Source organism: Halococcus salsus (assembly GCF_009900715.1).
GTDB lineage: Archaea > Halobacteriota > Halobacteria > Halobacteriales > Halococcaceae > Halococcus > Halococcus salsus.
This window is the reverse complement of record NZ_JAAAJC010000014.1, coordinates 1-18,713: the sequence shown is the minus strand read 5'-3', so window position 1 is coordinate 18,713 and position 18,713 is coordinate 1. Positions and strand designations below refer to the sequence as shown.

General features: G+C 54.0%; 13 protein-coding genes and 1 pseudogene. 3 read left to right on the top strand and 11 right to left on the bottom strand.

Features of this window, described 5'->3' with window-relative positions; translation table 11 throughout:
* Positions 1-775: 775 nt before the first annotated feature.
* The 5 genes from GT355_RS16665 to GT355_RS16645 form a co-directional block, all read right to left on the bottom strand.
* Positions 776-5,623, bottom strand: coding sequence for a primase-like DNA-binding domain-containing protein (locus GT355_RS16665; RefSeq protein WP_160135664.1), 4,848 nt, complete (start codon positions 5,621-5,623; stop codon positions 776-778).
* A gap of 772 nt (positions 5,624-6,395) precedes the next feature.
* Positions 6,396-6,785 (bottom strand): hypothetical protein, encoded by a 390-nt coding sequence (locus GT355_RS16660; RefSeq protein ID WP_160135663.1) that lies wholly within the window; start codon positions 6,783-6,785, stop codon positions 6,396-6,398.
* Positions 6,786-6,898: 113 nt separating this feature from the next.
* Complete coding sequence (locus tag GT355_RS16655; RefSeq protein WP_192928044.1) at positions 6,899-7,786, bottom strand: hypothetical protein; 888 nt, start codon at positions 7,784-7,786, stop codon at positions 6,899-6,901.
* Complete coding sequence (locus GT355_RS16650) at positions 7,783-8,523, bottom strand: DUF8168 family protein (protein ID WP_160135661.1); 741 nt, start codon at positions 8,521-8,523, stop codon at positions 7,783-7,785. Before GT355_RS16650 ends, GT355_RS16655 begins: the two co-directional genes overlap by 4 nt.
* The gene (locus GT355_RS16645) at positions 8,520-9,404 is read right to left on the bottom strand and encodes a hypothetical protein (RefSeq protein ID WP_160135660.1); all 885 of its coding nucleotides are present in this window, start codon (positions 9,402-9,404) and stop codon (positions 8,520-8,522) included. Before GT355_RS16645 ends, GT355_RS16650 begins: the two co-directional genes overlap by 4 nt.
* A 355-nt stretch (positions 9,405-9,759) precedes the next feature.
* Here GT355_RS16645 and GT355_RS16640 point away from each other — a divergent pair, with 355 nt between their 5' ends.
* Positions 9,760-10,107 (top strand): winged helix-turn-helix domain-containing protein, encoded by a 348-nt coding sequence (locus GT355_RS16640; RefSeq protein ID WP_205250468.1) that lies wholly within the window; start codon positions 9,760-9,762, stop codon positions 10,105-10,107.
* Positions 10,100-10,543 carry a type II toxin-antitoxin system VapC family toxin gene (locus tag GT355_RS16635; RefSeq protein ID WP_160135658.1) on the top strand — a complete coding sequence of 148 codons (444 nt, stop codon included), beginning with the start codon at positions 10,100-10,102 and terminating at the stop codon, positions 10,541-10,543. The genes GT355_RS16640 and GT355_RS16635 overlap by 8 nt, the downstream gene beginning before the upstream one ends.
* 34 nt (positions 10,544-10,577) lie before the next feature.
* Here the strand turns inward: GT355_RS16635 and GT355_RS16630 are convergent, their stop codons facing one another.
* A complete protein-coding gene (locus GT355_RS16630) occupies positions 10,578-11,618 on the bottom strand; it encodes a CRISPR-associated protein Cas4 (RefSeq protein WP_240145867.1) in 1,041 nt (346 codons plus the stop codon).
* Positions 11,619-11,891: 273 nt separating this feature from the next.
* On the opposite strand from GT355_RS16630, the gene GT355_RS16625 reads away from it, so the two are divergent.
* Positions 11,892-12,152, top strand: coding sequence for a winged helix-turn-helix domain-containing protein (locus GT355_RS16625; RefSeq protein WP_160135656.1), 261 nt, complete (start codon positions 11,892-11,894; stop codon positions 12,150-12,152).
* A 944-nt stretch (positions 12,153-13,096) separates the two neighbouring features.
* Here the strand turns inward: GT355_RS16625 and GT355_RS16620 are convergent.
* From GT355_RS16620 to GT355_RS16600, 5 genes and pseudogenes are all read right to left on the bottom strand, one after another.
* A complete protein-coding gene (locus GT355_RS16620) occupies positions 13,097-14,353 on the bottom strand; it encodes an orc1/cdc6 family replication initiation protein (protein WP_160135655.1) in 1,257 nt (418 codons plus the stop codon).
* Between the two features lie 960 nt (positions 14,354-15,313).
* Entirely contained in the window at positions 15,314-15,790 is a 477-nt protein-coding gene (locus GT355_RS16615; protein ID WP_160135654.1) for a DUF7970 domain-containing protein, read from the bottom strand.
* Complete coding sequence (locus GT355_RS16610) at positions 15,787-16,776, bottom strand: ParA family protein (protein ID WP_160135653.1); 990 nt, start codon at positions 16,774-16,776, stop codon at positions 15,787-15,789. The genes GT355_RS16615 and GT355_RS16610 overlap by 4 nt, the downstream gene beginning before the upstream one ends.
* Positions 16,777-17,644: 868 nt before the next feature.
* On the bottom strand, positions 17,645-18,433 hold the full coding sequence (locus GT355_RS16605) for a TrmB family transcriptional regulator (RefSeq protein ID WP_160135652.1): 789 nt from the start codon (positions 18,431-18,433) through the stop codon (positions 17,645-17,647).
* Positions 18,434-18,519: 86 nt separating this feature from the next.
* Positions 18,520-18,713: pseudogene (locus tag GT355_RS16600) on the bottom strand (IS5/IS1182 family transposase); the annotation flags it as partial.

Sequence of the window (18,713 nt, the reverse complement as noted above, 5' to 3'; positions counted from 1 at the left end):
CACCTTCTTTCCTCACTCGTTGCGGGGTGTGTCCTGGGTCAGTTTTCATCCATCCTTCCGGTCCCCAGCTGCTATTCGAATGGTCTCGTTTTCTCTCCTGGTCCGGGGCGGTGCTGTCTACACTCCACTTTGGGTTTCCAACTACTACCTTTCTCGAGGCGGTCCTACTCAACCTCTCTTTTCGGGTGGGTGCTGTCGCTCTCATCTTGGGGGTCATGGGGTTACTTGCTTCTCTCAAATTAGCATCGATCACAAGCTATCCTCGCTCCTCCTCACCCCGGTGCGACCTGAAAGGTAGCCCTCTACCTTTCATCTCCTTGAGAGACTCTCAATGCCGCTCTCCCCCGCACCTGGAATAATGAGGCCCACCCCCCTGTCTATATTGGTCGTTTTTCGACTAACCACCCCCTCCTGAGAGGATGAGATCATGGGTAGAAGGTCTCTGAGGATGAATTTTGGATGATGAGTAAATCGCCCGACCCCGTATCATCCAAGAATCATCCCTAGACGGCTTCTGAGCAACGATACCGGACGATCAGGTTTCAGACAGAAATCATCGCGAAGTTCGAGAGCTGAATCATCCTCAGAAGGTCTCAAACCCGATTCAGAAGGGGATAGAGCGAATTCGACGGAGAGAATGGGTGAGTGTAACCCCGATTCATCCTCGAAATCGTCTCAAACGCCCGGTTACGGATGATGAGGGGGATTTACTCGAAGGTCGAAAATCAGGTCGAAATAGCCGTTTCTATCAACAATCAGATAGTGATAGAGATGCCTACTGGGAAACCAAGCCGACACCGAGATACCGAGCGGTCGAGGTGCCATCGATCTCTACTCGGTCGGTTTCGATGTCGAACTCAACCGCCTTCTTGAGTGAGCGAGAGAACTGATTTTTGCGGCGTTTCTCGAACCGATGCTCCTCGATGAACGCTTCGTAGGCAGGGTAGATGATCGTGATGGGAGTGATCGCATCCTCGTCTTGGACGAGGCACTCGTCAGCAAACGCAGCCACCCCTTCGTCCTTCCCGCCGAGTTCATCCTCGGGGGGTTCCTCGACCTCCGACTCGTCGCTCTCGGTGGCCGATTCGTCTGTATCAGAATCCCGAGTGATTCCGTCGTTCGCGGTCGGGGAAGCCGGCTCGGAATCGGTCTCGGTAGCCGGTTCGTTTAGCCCGTCCTCGGGGCTGATAGAATTGGTTTCGTTCGTGGCTTCGCTGTCTGAATCATTCCCGGCTTCGGCGTCGGTTTCGGCGGGCTCCTGGGTCGGTGGAGCGAGCGGGAAGGTATCGCCGTCACGATAGAACATGGGCTGGTCGTCGTTGTCTGGTGAGAGGATCACGATGTGGTAATCGCCGCGATCGTACTCTGGGTTGGGGAGCATTTCGTCAGGGATCGCGGGGCGTTTGATCCGCACCCACTCCTCTTCTAACTCGTCAAGTGACTCATACTCTAAGTCAGGCTGATCTTTCCGTTGGACGGTATGTTTCTCTGCGTACTCGTCATACATATCGATCGCGGGAACGTCGGTGATCCCAGCTGCATCCAAACTCGAGATGCGAGCGTGTTCGTTCCCCTCCCCATCTCGGACTACGAGGTCGCCGTCTTCGCGAGTCCATTTGGTCCGACCTTTGTCTCCAGTTACAGGTCTGATTGCTGGTACTTTGTCGTTGATTCGGAACAGATAATCGCTGACGTAGTAGTGGATTACCCCCGAATCTTCCTCGGTTTTCTTCACGGGATCAGCGAGTACATTTTCGACCCGCCGCGCCCAGTATTCATCGTCGTGTCCTGACTCGTCTACGTCGACGTCGTCCTCTCCTGGCTTCACGACGAACACTGGAGTGCCGTCCATTCGCTGAGCCTTTTTGAGATTTTCGAGCACCTTGGGAGGCTTTGTCGGGGTGGTGGTCTCGGCCTCCAAAACGAGTGTGTCATTGAGTGCCGTGTGCTCCGCAGTAGCATCCGGCATATCGCTTCCATCCTGCTCCAGAACGTTGACCGTAAAGCCCTCTCTGCCGAACTTGTGTTCGATGGCTTCGAGCATGGAATCATGTCCCTCGCCACCCGACGATTTGACGTCGCCAGTCTCGATCTGAATCGATTCTTCGCCGGCTTCGGTGAGGATCATCTGCGGGTCGGTCGCGGTCTTGTCGGGCTCGACGTCGATCAGGTCAGACCGATTTCGCGCCGTCTCGATCAGCATGGTTGGGTTGGGTGGCGCGTACTCGTCACTCGCTTCATCGAGGCTTGGGATCGAGTCATCACTTTTGGCTTTCTGTGCCGATTTGGTGTAGTAGTCGTGGACCTTTTCGAGCACATCGCTCGCGAGAACGGGGTCGTTTTCGGCCCGCGCTTCGCTTCCAGAATCGATCTGAACGGCCCCGATCGCCTTCGCGATCAACTCATCGATGTTCTCTGAGACCCCCACCACGGACTGCACCGACGGGGGCACACTGAGCTCTGAAATCTCGCGATCGTCGACCACGCCGTACTCGTTCGCGGCCCTCTCTCGGATCTCCTCGACGATCCGTTGGAACTCGTTTTCCTGCTCGGCTGTGAGAGGGTCGTCGCTCTCGGGATGGCCGGGTGGAATGTCCATCGTGCGGATGCTGAACGGTGGCGGGTGGCCCTCTCCCCAGCCGGGATCGAGCGTCTTGACCATCCACTCACCGTCGGCCATGTTCCGGAGTCGGTACTTCGCTTCCTCGGCGTCCATATCCTCGTGTGAGAAGGCTTCCGCGAGGTCTTCATCGAAGGGGACGTTCCCGGCGAGCGTGGTCCGAACGTTGTTGAGGACGTTCTTGAAGACGGTCTGATTGCCCTCGAGCTTGATCTGTTCGGGGAACTGCGTCATCATCCCGAGGCAGAGTCTGAACTCACGACCTTCCTGAAGGAACTCTCGCATCGGCTCGGAGACGACGACTTTCGCGGCCTCGTCTATCTGGAGGTTGACGAGGTAGTCGTCCGGCTTGGTACTCATGTCGTGGTTCTTGAGCGCCGTGAACAGCGTGATCATGAAGATGCCGGTCACGGTGTCGGCTGAACTGTTCCGGAGATCGCCGAGGTCGAATAGCACCTGCTTGTCGCTCTCCAGCAGCTCCTGGAAGCTGAGTTCCGGGCTGGTGTTGTTGAATATCTGGCGGAGGCGTGGGTCCTGAAACACCTCGTCCAGTCGGGATTTGACACCTTCCAGGCTGTTGAGGAACGAGTCGGGACTGTTCTCGATCCGGCGGTGAACCCGCATCTCGACCTGATCGTTGCTCGTCTTGGGGAGCTTGCCGTACTCCTCGCTGTTCGCGACGGTTTCGAGCCGGGCGATCAGCCACTCGAGATCCTTGTACGCGAAGAAATCGGTGGATTCGCGGTTGAAGCCGTGTTCGCGACCGTACTTCTTGTCGAACAGGATCTTCACGAAGTAGCGGATGAGATTCCCAGCAGTTTTCGCTTCCTCGAAGCGCTGGTGACCGAACACGACTTTCAGGATTTCGACGAACTGATCTGCGACGTCCTGTACGGCGTCCTGTCGGTCCTTCCCGCCGGCCATCGCCTGACGGATGTCGAAAAAGGAGATCCCCGGTAGCTCGTCGGGGAAGTCGAAGTAGATGATGTTCTCCTCCAGTGCTTCCTTGCCGAACTCGGCCCTGTAGGCGCGCATGTAGTCCCTGAGATAGCCACCGCCCTTCGCGTCGACAATGAACATCGGGCCGGAGGTGTTGCGTGAGAGCGCGAGCTGGTCGTTCTCGGCGGCGATACTCTTCCCGCCACCTGTCGCGGCGAAGCGGGCGTAGTGCTTCGTGAGCGACGAGACGGGAACGCCTACGGGCTCGTCCTCGGGATGGCCGTTCTGATTGAGCGCGTACCCGACTTCGAGCGCCCCACGGAGTCGATCCATCACGCCGGAGTGTGGGCGTGGGAGCGGGCTTTGAGTCTGTTGCTGGGCGCGTGTGCCCCGCGTGGCCTCGACCGAGAGGTGGTGCGTCGGTGGGACGACGATGAAGTTTGCGAGCTCCTCTGGGTCAAGAACGAAGTCGATCCGTGGCTTGCTTGGATTCCAGAAGTGGGTGTTGCTGGTGTCGACGGTGTGATTGATGAAACGCTCGAACTCCCTGTTGAGGTCCTTGTCGGCGAGATACCCCCCGCCGAGTCGCTCCCCTACGACGTTATACAGTGGCCCGTTGAACGCCTGGAACGCTGAGGTGAGCTGGTTGAGTCGGTGGTCTAATTCGCTATCCGGGCTCTGTTGATCGGGGCCTAAGACAGCAAACGCAGACATATTGACGAGGAAGGAACGGCGCTGTTGCACCTCCTCGAGCATTCGCATACGGTTTGCATCGTCACTCCCTTCGAGCGGCTCGATAGGCTCCTCTGGAGCCGGTTCGGGGGCCTGATTGTAGTAGTATTCGTCCTCGTGTTCTGGTACTGGCTGGCTGGTTTCGAAGATTCCCGTGAAGAAGCGAGTCCATTCGCTCCCACGTTGTTCGACTTGCTGGATTTCGTCTTCGCGGTCTTCTCGCGCTTTGGTCCAATTTTCCATCGGCGAGAAACGGATCTGGACGGCGAGAGGTTGCTTCGACTTCGTGAGGTACTCGATGACGGTAGTGAGTGGTGGTTCGCCCTCGTGAGCTTCTATCTCGTCGGAGCTGGCGCTCGTATAGACTTTTTCGCTGAATCGCTTGAGCGACGTCATCCAGTCGTCTGTCTGGTCTACCTTCGCTCTCCACCGGATACCAACTGGCGTGAGTTCTTTTAGTGGTGGTCGTGCGAAGACTGTATCGACGATCTTCGTCCCTGCTTCGCCGAGATAAGACGTGTTCGCTGTCCGGGGTTCGTCAGGGGTTAGATCTCCATGAGCGAGGGGGAGAGGTGCGTCCTCGGGGTATTCAGTCTGTGTGGTCCCTGCCCCATCTGTTGCGATGCCAGATCCCGACCCGTGGTCAGATTCTCGCTTTGAATCGAGGACCGCTTTCACTACTTCAGGGTCAGGATCGGCCAGAGAAGCTACGGTGGGTCGACGAAGCGTATTCAGGAGACCATCGCTCGGTACCCTATCCATTCGGTTGATACGTAGAGAGAGGCTTTCCCCGTGGAGGAATCGGCTATTCCGCTGGAACATCTCCGAATCGAGATTCGCACGCGGACGAACGTCGTATTCGATTCCGTCCTCTCCGTATCTGGGTTCGCGTTCTTCGGAAAGAACCCGCGTCATATCCATTCTATTGTCAGTGCGATAATCGTAGTAGAGCTCGTCTTGCTCGAGCTTTCGGAGGAAATCATCGCGATCGTATTCGATGGGTTCGATGAGTTTCCCGACAATATCGGTATGGACCTTCTCGACACTGAATGTCGCGGGGTAGATGGAGTCGAGCCGTTCTTTGAGGGTATCGATATGTTCGTCGTTGTCGACGTGATAGTACATCTCGACCGCTTCATCCTCCCCCATCGAAACGATATGGAAGGTGTAGTTGATCGGTTCTTTCGACCCTGAGCGAGTGGGAAGCCATTTATCGAGCTTGCTTATGGATTGGTCGTCCCAGATTGCATGGAGAGTCGCGATCGTGGATGCAACGTCTCGCCCTGAGATGTCTTCCGACGTGGGAACAACGCGGATGTGATCCCGTTTCATATCCTATGCTTGCTTGTCGTGGCCTTAAACTCTCTTGCGAGGTGGGAGTATTCAACGAAGGGGACGCACGCGAGTAACGTATAAGGACGACGGCAAATAACCAGCAAGCAACTCTTTCGCAACCAATGGGACAAAGCACTCCTCATCGAACCGAAGCGGACTCTCAACAGGCGGGGAATACCGTTTCGGTGGACGATGGTCGACCCAAGCGAGGTGGTCCTTCGTCTACCTATTTCTCACTGGATGACGACGAGGAGCTCCTCTGGGAAGCTCGTGAGAGCCCAAAAGAACTCATACCGGGGCTCTTAGTGAGCCTCCTGTTTCTCATCGGCGGTGGGGCTATCCTCAGTATAGCTTCGTTTCAAATCCTGGGTGCGGTCCCATCGAATGCTCAGTTGCCACTCTTGATCTTGGGGGCTGTGATATGCGTTGTAGGAATCGGTATTGCTGGATACACGTATTGGTCACATCGGAAGAAGTGCTATGCAGTCACGACGAAGGCCACCTATCGAAAATGGGGCGAGTACGTATCAGCCATCTCGATGGACGATATAGCAGCTGTGGACGTCGGAAGTCGCTCGCCTTTGGATAGGGTGTTTTCATCCGGTGACTTGGTGATTCATTGGGAGAAAGATGAGGCCCGATCTACAACGTACAGTTCGGTGCCCGACCCTACATCAGTACGAGAATGGATCACTGAGAATCTTCAGGTGTCGCATGAATACCCGCGATTCTGAGCCGATAGAGAGTGCGCCCTGACTATCACTTCCTTTCAGGATTTGTACTGGTCGCGGAGAGCCGCTTTGTTGAACTTCTGTTGGAGGGCTTCTTTCGCGTCCGATGTGACTCTCATGCTCCCTGATTTGTCTATGAGCTTTCGAATGTCGATGTTGTTCCGACGGAGAAAGTCGACGATCTCGGCGTGCCCGACTGTCGACATACCGGCGGTGTAACGCTCGGTGAACTTTTCGAGCGGGATGCCCGATACAGTCTCCAGTATTTCTTCGGGGTTCCAGTCTACTCCGTGTGGGGCGAGGGAATAGGCTGCTATCCCATACTCATCGAGAGGGTTGCTGACAGGCGTATATATTTCATAGAGAGCTTCGGTGGTCCCTTCATGTGGGAGGACTATCGCAGTCTGCTGACATTCTTCACAGCACAAGTTGTTGGTAATGCGATTTCTTTATTCAGCCTGCATCGTGGTCTTTTATCGATTGATTCAGGGATCTTTTAAGTTCAATCATGGCCTGATTAGCAGTTCCTCTCTGATTTCAGCTAACGATCCTCAAGCGGTTTGATCCGAATTTCACCAAAGCCATATCGAGAGTGTGATCCGATCCGCAAAAGACCATTCTTCGCGGTCTCGGCTGGGCGGTTTCCGAGGTATCTCATGACTTGACCATAGTCTACCGTTTCCAGGCTGAAAACCTTCCGTTGTTCGAGAATTTTCTCTTCGCGAAGCCGGATATCATCGTGGCTCTCTGCCCACCACCATGGAACCACGCGGTCATTCGTGCCCGGATACTCTGATCGGAGCACGAATGGAGTCACGAGTTTGATAAGATACGTCTCCGCATCCTCAAGCCGTGAGTAGTCCAGATCGTCAAGCGCTACGATTTGAGTATCTTTGAGCGAAACCACTCCATATCCATAGTTTCGCTTTCCGCCGAACTGCAGCCCTTCCAGCACGTTCTCGCCGAGCGGAAGTACCTCCGAGTCGTTGGCATGAAGGTAGGCGTGGACGTACCATTTCGTCGTCTGCTGTTGCTTATGCTGGTTCTCTCGCCGGCCCATGATGGTTTCGTGAGCAAGGGTCGGGTGGCCACCCTGGATGCGAAGGTCATGAGTGTTCAGTGCGTCTCGAGCACGGGTATCCAATAACCAGGGATGTAGCATCTCTCGCTGGAGGAAAAGATCGTCGTAGGCTTCTACTGCAGGAAGGCCACTTCCGAGGTACGGACGGGTCCCCGACTGGCTGTGTTCCTTAGGGAATTTCCCAAACTGACCGGGTACAAACACCCCATGGCTCGCCGAGAGCGCACCGTGCGTCTCGGAGTCAAGGTGCTGCCCGAGCGCATGCAAGATGGCGTTCCCTGAGACGTAGTACGGATGACCGATGTAGTCCATCTGTAGCTCCCAGAGGACTTGCTGAATCCGCGTCATCGATCGGGCCTCCACATGACGAAGTCCTCGATGTACTGGAGCGCGGTGCTCCACGACTGAATCCGGCGCAAGTTGGCATCGAGGGTCATGTCGTACTTGCTATGGTCGGTCTCCAATGGGTGCGCTGTCAGGCGGTTCCACACTGACGCCCACGACCGCCACGGACGACTTCCCAATCGAGCGGACGGCCGGCTATCACTATCCGGGGCGATTCGGAGCGCGAACCGCTCGCCGACGAAAACAGTGCGGAACGGGACGACCTCGCCCGGCGGATCAACGATGAGCCGGAGGTCAGTGAACTCGTGGTCCTCGTCATAGTTGTCGAGCAGTGCCCCCACGAGCAGTGTATGGTATTTCAGACTCGTGTAGGGATGATAGACGGACTCGTTGAACTTAGCAGCCACACCGCTTCTCAGCCACCGTTTGTGGGCTGTCTCCGCACTCTTAGCCACGAGCAGTTCACGTACGTCGTTCTCGATAGTCGCTTGTGAGAACCCTTCTGGGTCGTAGCTGCTCTCGCCAGAAAAGAGCGAGAGTCGGTAGTGATCATTGTGTGTCGGAACGGTCCGTTCTTGTTCCCCTTGTGGGCGCGAAAGCGCCGCTGCATCGCCATCCGCGCCCTCCGGAACGGTCTGGTTTACCCGAACGCCAGCGAACGTCTCTCGGGCGTCGTCGTGGCTCTCGCCAGTGAACTTGTGTGCATCGTGGCGATAGGCACGAAGCATCGCCTCGCTCATGGCTCAGCCTCTACACGTTCTGCGAGTGCCGATCGAAGTTCCGGCAGGTGCTCGTCGGCCCACTCACTGTCTTTGTCGTCCATCTTCTCCGTGGTGCCCTTGCCGCGATCGAATACCCGCCGGAGTTCACGTTCCTTGTAGAGCGGGTTCACTAATTCGCACTCGACGATGCCTCCACCGAAGTTCCGCGCACCGCCGAGCTGGTGCATGAAATCCGTCTGGTGTTCGTTGAGGTACTCGATGCCTTCAGCAAGCAGAGCGAAGAATTCCGGTTTGGTCTCTCGGAAGGAGAGATGCCATGCCCCGTCGAGGTTCGCGACAGCGTCGAGTTCTACATTCCGAAGGGGTTCGCGGCCATCTTCCGGGTTCCGGGAGACTACGTTCCGATTCAGTCGCCTGTAATGGCCTTCGGCCTGACCACGGGTGTACTCTACACTCGAACGAACAGGTGAGAACTGGATCGGACGGCGCATTACCTTACCGGGACGATTCTCGAACCCACCGAAGAGGTCGAGAATGACACAGCCACCATCGCCATCGTTGTCGAGGCAGTCGCCTTTTGGGTGATACCCGGCGTCGAGATCACGTGCGTACACGTCGTCTTTTCGAAAGTTAGCGTTCGCCTCACCAGGGTGGCAAGCGGTCCCCCCGCGCTCCTGAATGGCTTTTTCCATCCCATGGCGAAGCCAGCCGGAGAGACTGAACGCCGGGATGATACCGCCGATTTGATTTTGCGGATCGTCATCCTCATAATTGCCGTTTGAGGCGTGATGCCGGTCGGTCATGATACTATCACCGACAACCAACAGATCGGTCTGGATCCGCACGAAGACATCCTGACCAAGGTCTGCTATCCTTGGGTCCTCAACGCCCTCGGTCATCGATGCCTCTTTGCTTGGCTGCTGTTCTGGACGCTTACACAGTCTGCAAGCTGAATACGCTTCCACCGCGTTCCCTTGAGCGTCTTCTCGGTGGTGATACCCGCCGGCTCATTAGGTGCTGCTGGTTGTCGGGCGCTGCCGCTGGATTCTTGTCCGCTGATTTCGTCGTTCGACATGGTTGTCGTGCTAAGAGACAACCGGCGTCGGGTGTCCTAGCACCCGGCGCATTCCTTTCAGAGATGCGCCCAAGGAGCCGGCTTGTCTCTGCCAGTTGCTACGGTAGCAACCGGAATAAACTTTCCGGTGAGCTTCGGTAGCAAATGGGTTTATGACACGGGAAAGCGAAGTCCGTTGCGTGACTGAACGTGACGAGCGTGGGCGCTACGCTTCCGACCACACAGATGCGGATGTACTGGCTGCTGTCCGGGCTCGCGATCCCGCGGGGACAAGCGAGGTCGCTGACGAACTCGGCGTGTCACGTCAGAATGCGGATAAGCGGCTCCGGAAACTTGCTGACGCTGATTGCGTAGAGCGAAAAAAGATCGGTGCAGTGGCAATATGGTGGCTCTCCGACGAAGAAAAGTCTCCAAGCGACGTCACTCCCGAGGATAGTTTTTGGACAGCCGAGCCAGGGTCTTCGACTAACTCGACAGATGCTGAACAGGCTGACGAGAATTTGGCCGACACATTAGCGGATGAGTAGCGCGGACGAGCTGTTCATCGACACTGGACCTTTCTTCGCCTACTACAACGACCGCGACAAGCACCACCAGACAGCACGAGTCGTTTTTCAAGCGATTCGTGAAGGCGACCTACTGTACTCACCGCTCTATACGACCCAATTTGTCCTCAGCGAACTCGCCACCCTATTGCTCTACAAGATTGACCATCACACAGCTACACGCGCGCTCGGAGATATCCTCGATGCAAGAAGCTTCAACGTGATTCAAGCGGATCCGCTCGCATTCGCGAACGCTCGTCAGGAGTTCGCTCGCTACGACAACCATGAGACAACACTCGTTGACCATCTCACTGCCACGCTTGCTACCGACCGTGATGTCGACCACATCTTCACGTTCAATAGTAGTTTTCGAGCGCTTGGCTTTGACCTGATTCCTGAGGATACGGGAGAGCTGTAGCACCTGCCTCTGTGTAGGCCACGGACTAACCAATTCACTTCTTCGGCTGGTCCGATGGCGATGGGCCCGTCAGAGGAACAGGGTGATGGTCCTGAGCACAGGTCGGACACGGGGGAGTATTGACGAGTGCATCATCGCCATTGACGACGTCAGTCAGATCGACCTTCTCGAAAGCATAGGTGGTTGAACAGCGTTGGCAGACCCAGTCGTATACACCGTATTGGTCTTGTAAGTCGGGATATTGCCGTGCTAGAGTTGGAGTGAGACGTCCACCATCGCTGCTTTCGAGATAGTCGACGACCTTCTCCTTAGGATACTCCAGACGTGGGAGGAAACCCCTCGTATCGACATCTTCGAAGGGCGTCTCGTCAGCCTTGCCACAGCGATGACGATACGAGCAGACGTTACATTCCCAAGGCTGTTCTGGAGTGGCGGGCGGCAGTGTATCGTTGAGGCGGAACTGCGTGTGGTCACGCGCCCAATCCAAGACGACCTGTCGCCAGAACCAAGGGTCGAATTCAATGTGGAAGGCTTTGAGGTCGAGACTGGTGCGACTACCATAGAGGAGAACTGCATCAGTAATGCGCCGGTCATACTTCTGAGTCAAACCGTAGAGATAGCAGTGTGTCTGAGCTACGTGGTGGGGGTCCGGGCTCTCAAGCGTCTCGATGCTCCGTTTGGTCTTGCTCTCAGTGAGAAGGAGAGGCTCACTGTTACGATCAACGATAACTGGATCCGTTTCACCTTTGATCCGAATATCGCCAGCAGACGTTTTGCAGCTAAAGTCGATCCAAATAGAGTTGCGAACATATTCATCAGGACTGGTGATTTCGGCGAGATAGGGGACGATGATTTCTTCTTCGAACTTGGTTCCAATCCAGAAAATTCCCTGTGGGTCGGTGTCTTCTTCCGGGGCGTTGTGTTGCCGATAGAGCGTCTTTCGATGGCACTGAAGCAATTGACTAGGGCTATGCCGTTCGGGTGCCGGGATACGCCCTGGCCCATTGAAATAGGGCTGACCCTCTCGGATGTTTTTCGCGAATTCGCGTTCCTGATACCAGTCAGCGAAACTCATACTCCCGATCGCGTCAAGGAGTGTCTCAACAGTTGGCTGTAGTGGTTGTTCGTCACTGCCTCCTTTGTCGCTTTTCTGTACCTTCGATTCAGTGGTCATAGTGCTAGCCTAGATTCGGTGAACGTAGGCTGAGAGGGCCTCGTCCATACGTTACTTCCTCTGGAGGAAATAACATAAACCCATCGATGGTGGCATCAGATGTCCTATATCAAGGATTGCTTCCTCTGGCGGATCAAAACCACTTTATGAATATCATCGGGATTCGCACAAGCAGTGAGCGAGGACGACACGCCGGGACGCAAACCACGAGTAACTGAAAGGGAGATCCTTGAGGTATTTCGCAAGGCGGACGAACCAGTCTTGACTGCGCCCGAGGTGGCGACAGTCCTCCCGATCGGTCGACGAGCACTCCACAATCGACTCAAGCAGCTGGAGAAAAAGGGGCAACTCGTCTCGAAACAGGCTGGCCGGAGTACAGTCTGGTGGTCACCAGCCTACACATTTGTTGTATACGACGACTTAGACGAGGATTGATGCCCAGAGTTGGATATGACGGGGAACGAATCAAACTTGTTGCTCTCTTACCTTATGTAACAAAACGCGGACCTACGGAGTGATAGATTACATAAGGAAAGCAATGCTACAGGGAACGCCACTGGGAGTACCATGAAATTTCTGAGGTTCTCTTAAACGGACTCCGTGGCTCATTCCGGGAATCCGATTGGGAATGGTTTATAGATGAGATTTTGACAATCGCTACGGGATCTATCTGCGAAACCAACAGCGGTCTTCCTGAGCTACGAGCTGCTTATCGATATCGCAGACATCATTGCTCATCCAATTTAGGTCATAGTTTCTGAAAACGTCACGTACCTTCTTCGGATTCACATCGGTCACTAAACCCGTGTTCGTTCCATTGCCCACCACCTACACATTTGTTGTGGTCAATCGTGTTTACAAACCTAAACATCACTAGCTTAGAGAGATGATTGAATATCCCACGTTGAGTGAGAGGGTTCTCACCACTGGTCGTGTTGGAAACCCGAACGACTCGATCGGATGCAGCGTGGATGTACGTGTGTGGGCAGGTGTGAGACCCTGGTCGTCCAGATGAACGTACCCTCCACCGTTTCCGAAGCTATAGTTATTTGCAGCAACATAATCTCAGGGCCGACGGCGAACCGAATTCGTGGGCAGATCACGGTCCGACTATTGGATCACCCACCACCGTTTCCGAAGCTTTCGGCGAGCGGTTTCGGCAAGTCCGTTGTCGAAAATCGGTGCCACAAGGGTATCAACGCCTCTTGAGGTTTTCCTGAAGCTGGTTGCGCCCGAAGTCGGAGATTCGGAATCTTCGAGAAACACGAGCTACTCACCACTGTTTCCGAAGCTATCAAGGGCTCGGTTCCCTCCACTGCTTCCGGAGCTTTCGAAGTTGAAACAGTCGTCTCCAATCCAATATTGACGAGGTGTAAATATTAGTAGTCCGAAATTCCGGATTGTAGCCGATTGTTGTCGTTCGCGATCGATCTGATGACGTCCGCGATATCTTCGAAGCGAGACGTCGAGAGCAGCACACTGAGGACTGCTTCGAGGGGAACGTTAAGTTCGTATTCGTAGTATCGACCTGCCGAGAGCCCTTCGTTTCGTTCGTTGAGTTCGATCAGACCGAGCATATTCATATCGGAGAGATGGTCACGGACACGGCGTTCGCTGACGCCGTCCGTATCGAGACGATCACAAATCTTCACGTAGCGCTCGTAGAGATCGCGTGACCGTACCGGAATTTCGTCGAGTGCCTGGTGATACGCGAGGGCACAGAGAACAGCGTGGCCCTGAGTAGTGAGTTCCTGCATCCCCTCGTGAAGTTGGTTTTTCTCGAGTTCGTCCTGTGCTGCCCGAACGTGGTCTTCGGTGACACTATCGGACTCGTCTGCCTGAGCGAGTTCACCGGCTTCACGAAGGAGGCGAATGGCTTGACGCGCAGAGCCAGTATCCTGAGCAGCGAACGCTGCACACAGCGGTACGACATCGTCGACGAGAACATTATCGTGAAACGACTTTTCCGCTCGAGGCTGTAGGATTGACCGGAGCTGGTTCGCGTCGTACGGTGGAAAGAGGATCTCCTTTTCGGCGAGTGTATCCTTGACCTTGGGTGAGAGATTGTCCCTGAACTGGAAGTCGTTGCTGATCCCCACGATAACTGGGCGGACGTTCTCGACGTAGCTGTTCGACCGTGCTCGCGGGAGACCGTAGAGGATATCATCGGAATGGCCGATGTTGTCGATCTCGTCGAGCACGATGACGACGGTCCCCCCGAGTGAATCGAGTTCGTCGTAAAGGAGATTGAATACCCGTTGTTGAGAGTATCCAGTCGTACTGATTCGTTCCCTTCCCTGTTGGTGGCGAAGTTCGTTGACGAGCGCGACAGCGACCTGATACGACGACGAGAGGTTTTCACATCCGACCCACACGGTCGCGAGGTCGACATCGTCGTACCCAGCGGCATCGCTTTCCAGATGGGAGAGCATGAACTTGGTTGCAACCGTCTTTCCGGTACCGGTCTTTCCGTAGAGAAAGATGTTTGACGTCGGACGGTTGTCGATAATCGGCTGCAATGCACGTTGATACTTCTCGAGTTCTTCGTCGCGCTTACGAATGTTCTCGGGTTCGTAGGAATCGGCGAGTGGTTCGGCGTCGGCGAACACCTGATGATCCCGCTGGAACATTGTCATGTGAAGTGGCCACACAGAACAGGATGATAAAACCACCGCTTCCGAAGCGTCCGAAGCTCACAGGTTTATAAATAAATCCCAACCACCCTTTCCGTAGCTACGGTTGTTTATAAAACACACTCACTCCACCGTTTCCGAAGCTATGGCTACGACATGAACCCCTGCAGCTTACGGCGACCTAAGAAGGCAAAAGAACTAATACAATAACGGTCAAACCATACCCGTAGTAGAGCGATCATTCTAGCACAGGCATCGATCTAACTACTAGTTCTAATCCAGTCATATTGACATAACTACGTCATTTTCATTTTACCAGCAAATACCACTTGTTGTCTCGGACCCCTCCGCTCTCTGTCGTGGATAGCTTCGGAAACAGTGGTGTGAGGGTCCACCCGATCGTCTCCACTCGATAGCTCCGGAAACGGTGGAGGGGATTGGTCAACTCTTCTCCAAGTATTCTGAGTATTCAGTTCTGAAAGAGACCAACTCAAAAAAAACGTTGACACCCCTCCCGTCGGTCCTCACAACCAAACCGTCGAGAGCTTCGGAAATGCCGGAGGGGTGATCTAGTGTTTAGGCAGTGATTCGCTTCCGGACTCGACTCGCTGCCAACTTTGAACTCACATCGCCGTGGGGACTATAGCTTCGGAAACGGTGGAGGGGAAGCGTCCCAATAGCAGTAGTTGGTAGTGTGGAAGTTTTGTTCAGTCTTAATGTCGCAGTTCTGCGCGGAATGTACTCGTTGCACGTTTCACACTGAATAAAGAAATTGCATTACTAGCAACAGATTGTAGGTATACGTTCTAGGTACACCGCCCCACTGTGACACTACAGGTCGGTTTCCACAGCTTGACGCCACATCTTCCGAAGAGCAAGCGCTCGAAACGATTGCCACCAACAAGAACTCAACCTTGCGACTGACAAAGAGACAAACGACGATGCCGTACCTTCACGGTCGGATCAATCGAAGGTCCCGTATCCTTCTTCCCTCATCAGTTCCGCAACGCCTTCTGGGTCTTGGAACGCCCTGAGAAGCGCAAACTCTCGAGCGTCCGTCTTCGCTACTTCGTTTGTTTCCAAGCATTCCGCGAGTTCGCTCCGAAATTGGCCTTCCTTGTTCGCGACGCCGTCTCTGAGGAATATTTCGAGACGGACGTCCCGCTCGTCTCCGACGTTGTGCCGTCGTACGAAATATGGGTATTCGCTTGTGGAGTCACTCGGCGCTACCGATTCGTGTGCCGAGGAGACTGACTGATCGTTGGAATCATTCTCCGTTGATCCCACTTGTTTCGATGGCTCTTCTGCAGGTGGTTCCGAACTGGTAGATCCATGGGACCCCGATCCGGGTTCTGTTTCCGCTTCGGATGCTACCTCCTCGTCATCACTACCCTCACCACCAAAACTGAGATCCCCCGATCCGGACTTGAAGTTGCTCATATCGTCGCCTCCGAGGTGCCCTTGCTTACATCAATCGTTTGTGTATCGTAGTCGACGATATTGAGTTCCAATACGGGGTTGATCTCCTCTTTGAACGTCTTCGTTGCGATGAACTCGGCGAGTTTGTACAGTTTTCTCAGAGTTTCTATCTCTCTATCGCGTATTCGACGTTGACCCGGCTCGCTAACCATCTCTCCGTCCCGCTCGAAGGTTTTCCAGCGTTCTTCGATGACTTTGAACGCCGACCCACGCGCCTCCCACATTGCGTCCATCAGGCTCTCTCGATTACTGATAGCGACTGGAGTCGCGAACGCCTCCGTGTCCTCAAACTGTTCTTGATATTGCTGGTGAGCGTTGGTTCGTCCGACCCCCGATGGGACGATACACGATAATCCGATATCGATACCCAGTTGCTCTTTCATATTGCCGACCAGCTCGTCAAGCCCTTCTAGGCTTAGATTCCCTTTCCCTGCTGGTTTCACCGGAGCTACGAGCGTTCGTAGCGCAAAGATCGCGTTGTAGAGGAGGTCCTCCGCCCGTGCGTTCGGATCGACGAGGATTGCGTCGTACTCCTCGTTTAATGACTGCTCGTTCCAGAGGAGGTTGTAGAGCAGTTCGAAGCGTGGGTACTCCTCGCGACTCATGTTCTGCATTCCCGTTTCGTAGGAGATTTTCTGCTCGAGATTTGACGTGAAATCACTGAGCATGTCGTGGCTCGGTACGATGTCGACCCCCTCCGCCGTTGTCTCGATCAAGTCCCGAAAATCGCCATCGGGCATCTCAAGAATATGCTTGACCAAGTTGTCCGCTCCCGAATCGTGCCGATGCTCTCCAACATCGAACAAACTAGTGAGATTCCCTTCTTGTGGATCCAAATCGATAACGAGCGTGTTCAGCCCCATTCGCTCTAGCGCTACGGCGATGTTGGCCGTCATTGTTGTTTTGTACGTCCCTCCCGACTCCGAGTAGACGACGGCTGTTATCATGCATTCGAAGGATCGACTCTCTATACCATAAATCTGCGTCAGACAACTGGCCCAATTGTCTGTAACTGATGTCTGTTCCAGTGAACTGTAACATCTATCTGTTTCAGTGACCATCGACATTTACCTTGGCCTCGCGTTTGGCTGAAGGAGAGGCATCACCCTAGTAGTGTTCGCGTTCCGATTTGGGGTTTTTCTCTGGATTTGACACAGACCACCCTCACGAAACACACATGAGAAACAGCTGAGACGGACGCTCTCGGTCCACGACAAGGAGAACACGATATTCATGCTATTGAACTCTATGCGTTCATACGGGCCATCGAACGAGTACAACTGATCCAGTACAGACATCTCACACGCGTAGCTATCCTTAAAAAATTATTGCATACAGTTGTTACAGATTAACGTTACAGACAGAAGTTACAGCCTATCTTTACAGATGAGTGTTATGGGTGGCTGGTACAGATTGCTATCGGTGGACACTAGTATGAATCTCTTGTGTACACCGAAAAAGCAGATTTGAGATGGGGAGATCGCTCAAGATAACGGTAAAAATCACGTTAGCAAATAGTGGCCAAGACTGTACTGGCCTGCTTACCAGTTGTTGGCAATTTGATCTCCTCATTCAGTATAGAACGTGTAACGAGTCTACTCTCCTACATATAATTTGGGCACTGATGTTGAATAAGATTTCCGTGCTACCGACTACCATTATCTATCACTAATACGAGCGTTCGCTCAAAATAAATCTCATATCGATATACCTAGTCAGAGATTTGGGAGTTGAGACTGGCCTTCTCAATGCACAGAGGCAATATCGGTTTGAGTCACTTACATCACATCACGTCTTCCTCCCATCATCACTGTCTCACTCAAGGAGGGGAACAGCATCGGTCCACAGTCGTTGGAAGTACTGCTCAAACTCGGAGACTACTTGCGAATCTTTGATCCCGATCACACCGATCCTGTCTTCACCAGATACTGGATGTAGTACATCAATCGTCGCCTCCACATTGTCCACGATATCAAACGAAAGCGCAATCTCAGGAGTCTTTCTGACAGTTATGTCTGCGGGCTGGTTTTCAATTAGATGTGGGAATCGGTCGGGGAGTACGGTAACTGCTTTTTCACTGAAGAGGAGGTCTACAGACAAATTCGTATTAGCACCCTCGAAAAAGCCTTCCACTTCAGATTGGAGTGTCTCCCACGTCGCATCCTCGTAGGGAGGCCCGACAGTTGCTTTGACAACATTCTCCGCGGTTCGCATATGCTGCTGGAGCGCTGTACTCATTTCGTCACTCCCGAGCGATCCAAGCCAGAAACTACTCTCTGTTGGTGGTGTCGGCAAAAGGTTCGAACGAACTGTTTCTGCTTTCTCGCGGTAACGATCCCACTCTTGTTTCAGTTCATACGCTCGTTCAGCCAGAAGCCTGTCGACGACGGTTTCTGGCTGTACGGCCACGTACCGATTTGGATCGCTTGACTGTCTCCAGATCAACTTGCGAGCTTCAAGGCCGTTTAGTACGTCGTAGATACGGCCTTTTGGGACTCCACTAGTATCAGAGAGTTCAGCTGCCGTCACTGCTCCTGTTACGAGAAGGGTTCGATAGGCCTTCTCCTCGTAACTTGAGAGTCCAAGCTCGCCCAATTCCGTCATGCTTTGTCATTGTGCCTCCAAACAAATTGTAAGTGTTGTTTTGTTTCAATAGTCGGCTCTGTTGAATCGCCATACTGCAGTGGATTTCACTGTTTGACGGCACGTTTGATATTATAAACGAGACACATCAGCGCGATCTCGCGAAACTCTCGATACCACTCACGCGCTCGCACGGCGAAGCCGAGCGAGCGCTTCACGGCCGAATTCACTGTTTCGGTCATCGAGCGCTGTGCGTAGAGTTCCTCGTCGATTCGGGCGTTATGCGCATGATCGTGCGGTG

Excerpts from the sequence above, each read along its gene's own strand:
- GT355_RS16665 (WP_160135664.1), bottom strand. The coding sequence starts at position 5,623 with ATGAAACGGGATCACATCCGCGTTGTTCCCACGTCGGAAGACATCTCA.
- GT355_RS16655 (WP_192928044.1), bottom strand. The coding sequence starts at position 7,786 with ATGACGCGGATTCAGCAAGTCCTCTGGGAGCTACAGATGGACTACATC.
- GT355_RS16650 (WP_160135661.1), bottom strand. The coding sequence starts at position 8,523 with ATGAGCGAGGCGATGCTTCGTGCCTATCGCCACGATGCACACAAGTTC.
- GT355_RS16645 (WP_160135660.1), bottom strand. The coding sequence starts at position 9,404 with ATGACCGAGGGCGTTGAGGACCCAAGGATAGCAGACCTTGGTCAGGAT.
- GT355_RS16635 (WP_160135658.1), top strand. The coding sequence starts at position 10,100 with ATGAGTAGCGCGGACGAGCTGTTCATCGACACTGGACCTTTCTTCGCC.
- GT355_RS16630 (WP_240145867.1), bottom strand. The coding sequence starts at position 11,618 with ATGAGTTTCGCTGACTGGTATCAGGAACGCGAATTCGCGAAAAACATC.
- GT355_RS16620 (WP_160135655.1), bottom strand. The coding sequence starts at position 14,353 with ATGACAATGTTCCAGCGGGATCATCAGGTGTTCGCCGACGCCGAACCA.
- GT355_RS16615 (WP_160135654.1), bottom strand. The coding sequence starts at position 15,790 with ATGAGCAACTTCAAGTCCGGATCGGGGGATCTCAGTTTTGGTGGTGAG.
- GT355_RS16610 (WP_160135653.1), bottom strand. The coding sequence starts at position 16,776 with ATGATAACAGCCGTCGTCTACTCGGAGTCGGGAGGGACGTACAAAACA.
- GT355_RS16605 (WP_160135652.1), bottom strand. The coding sequence starts at position 18,433 with ATGACGGAATTGGGCGAGCTTGGACTCTCAAGTTACGAGGAGAAGGCC.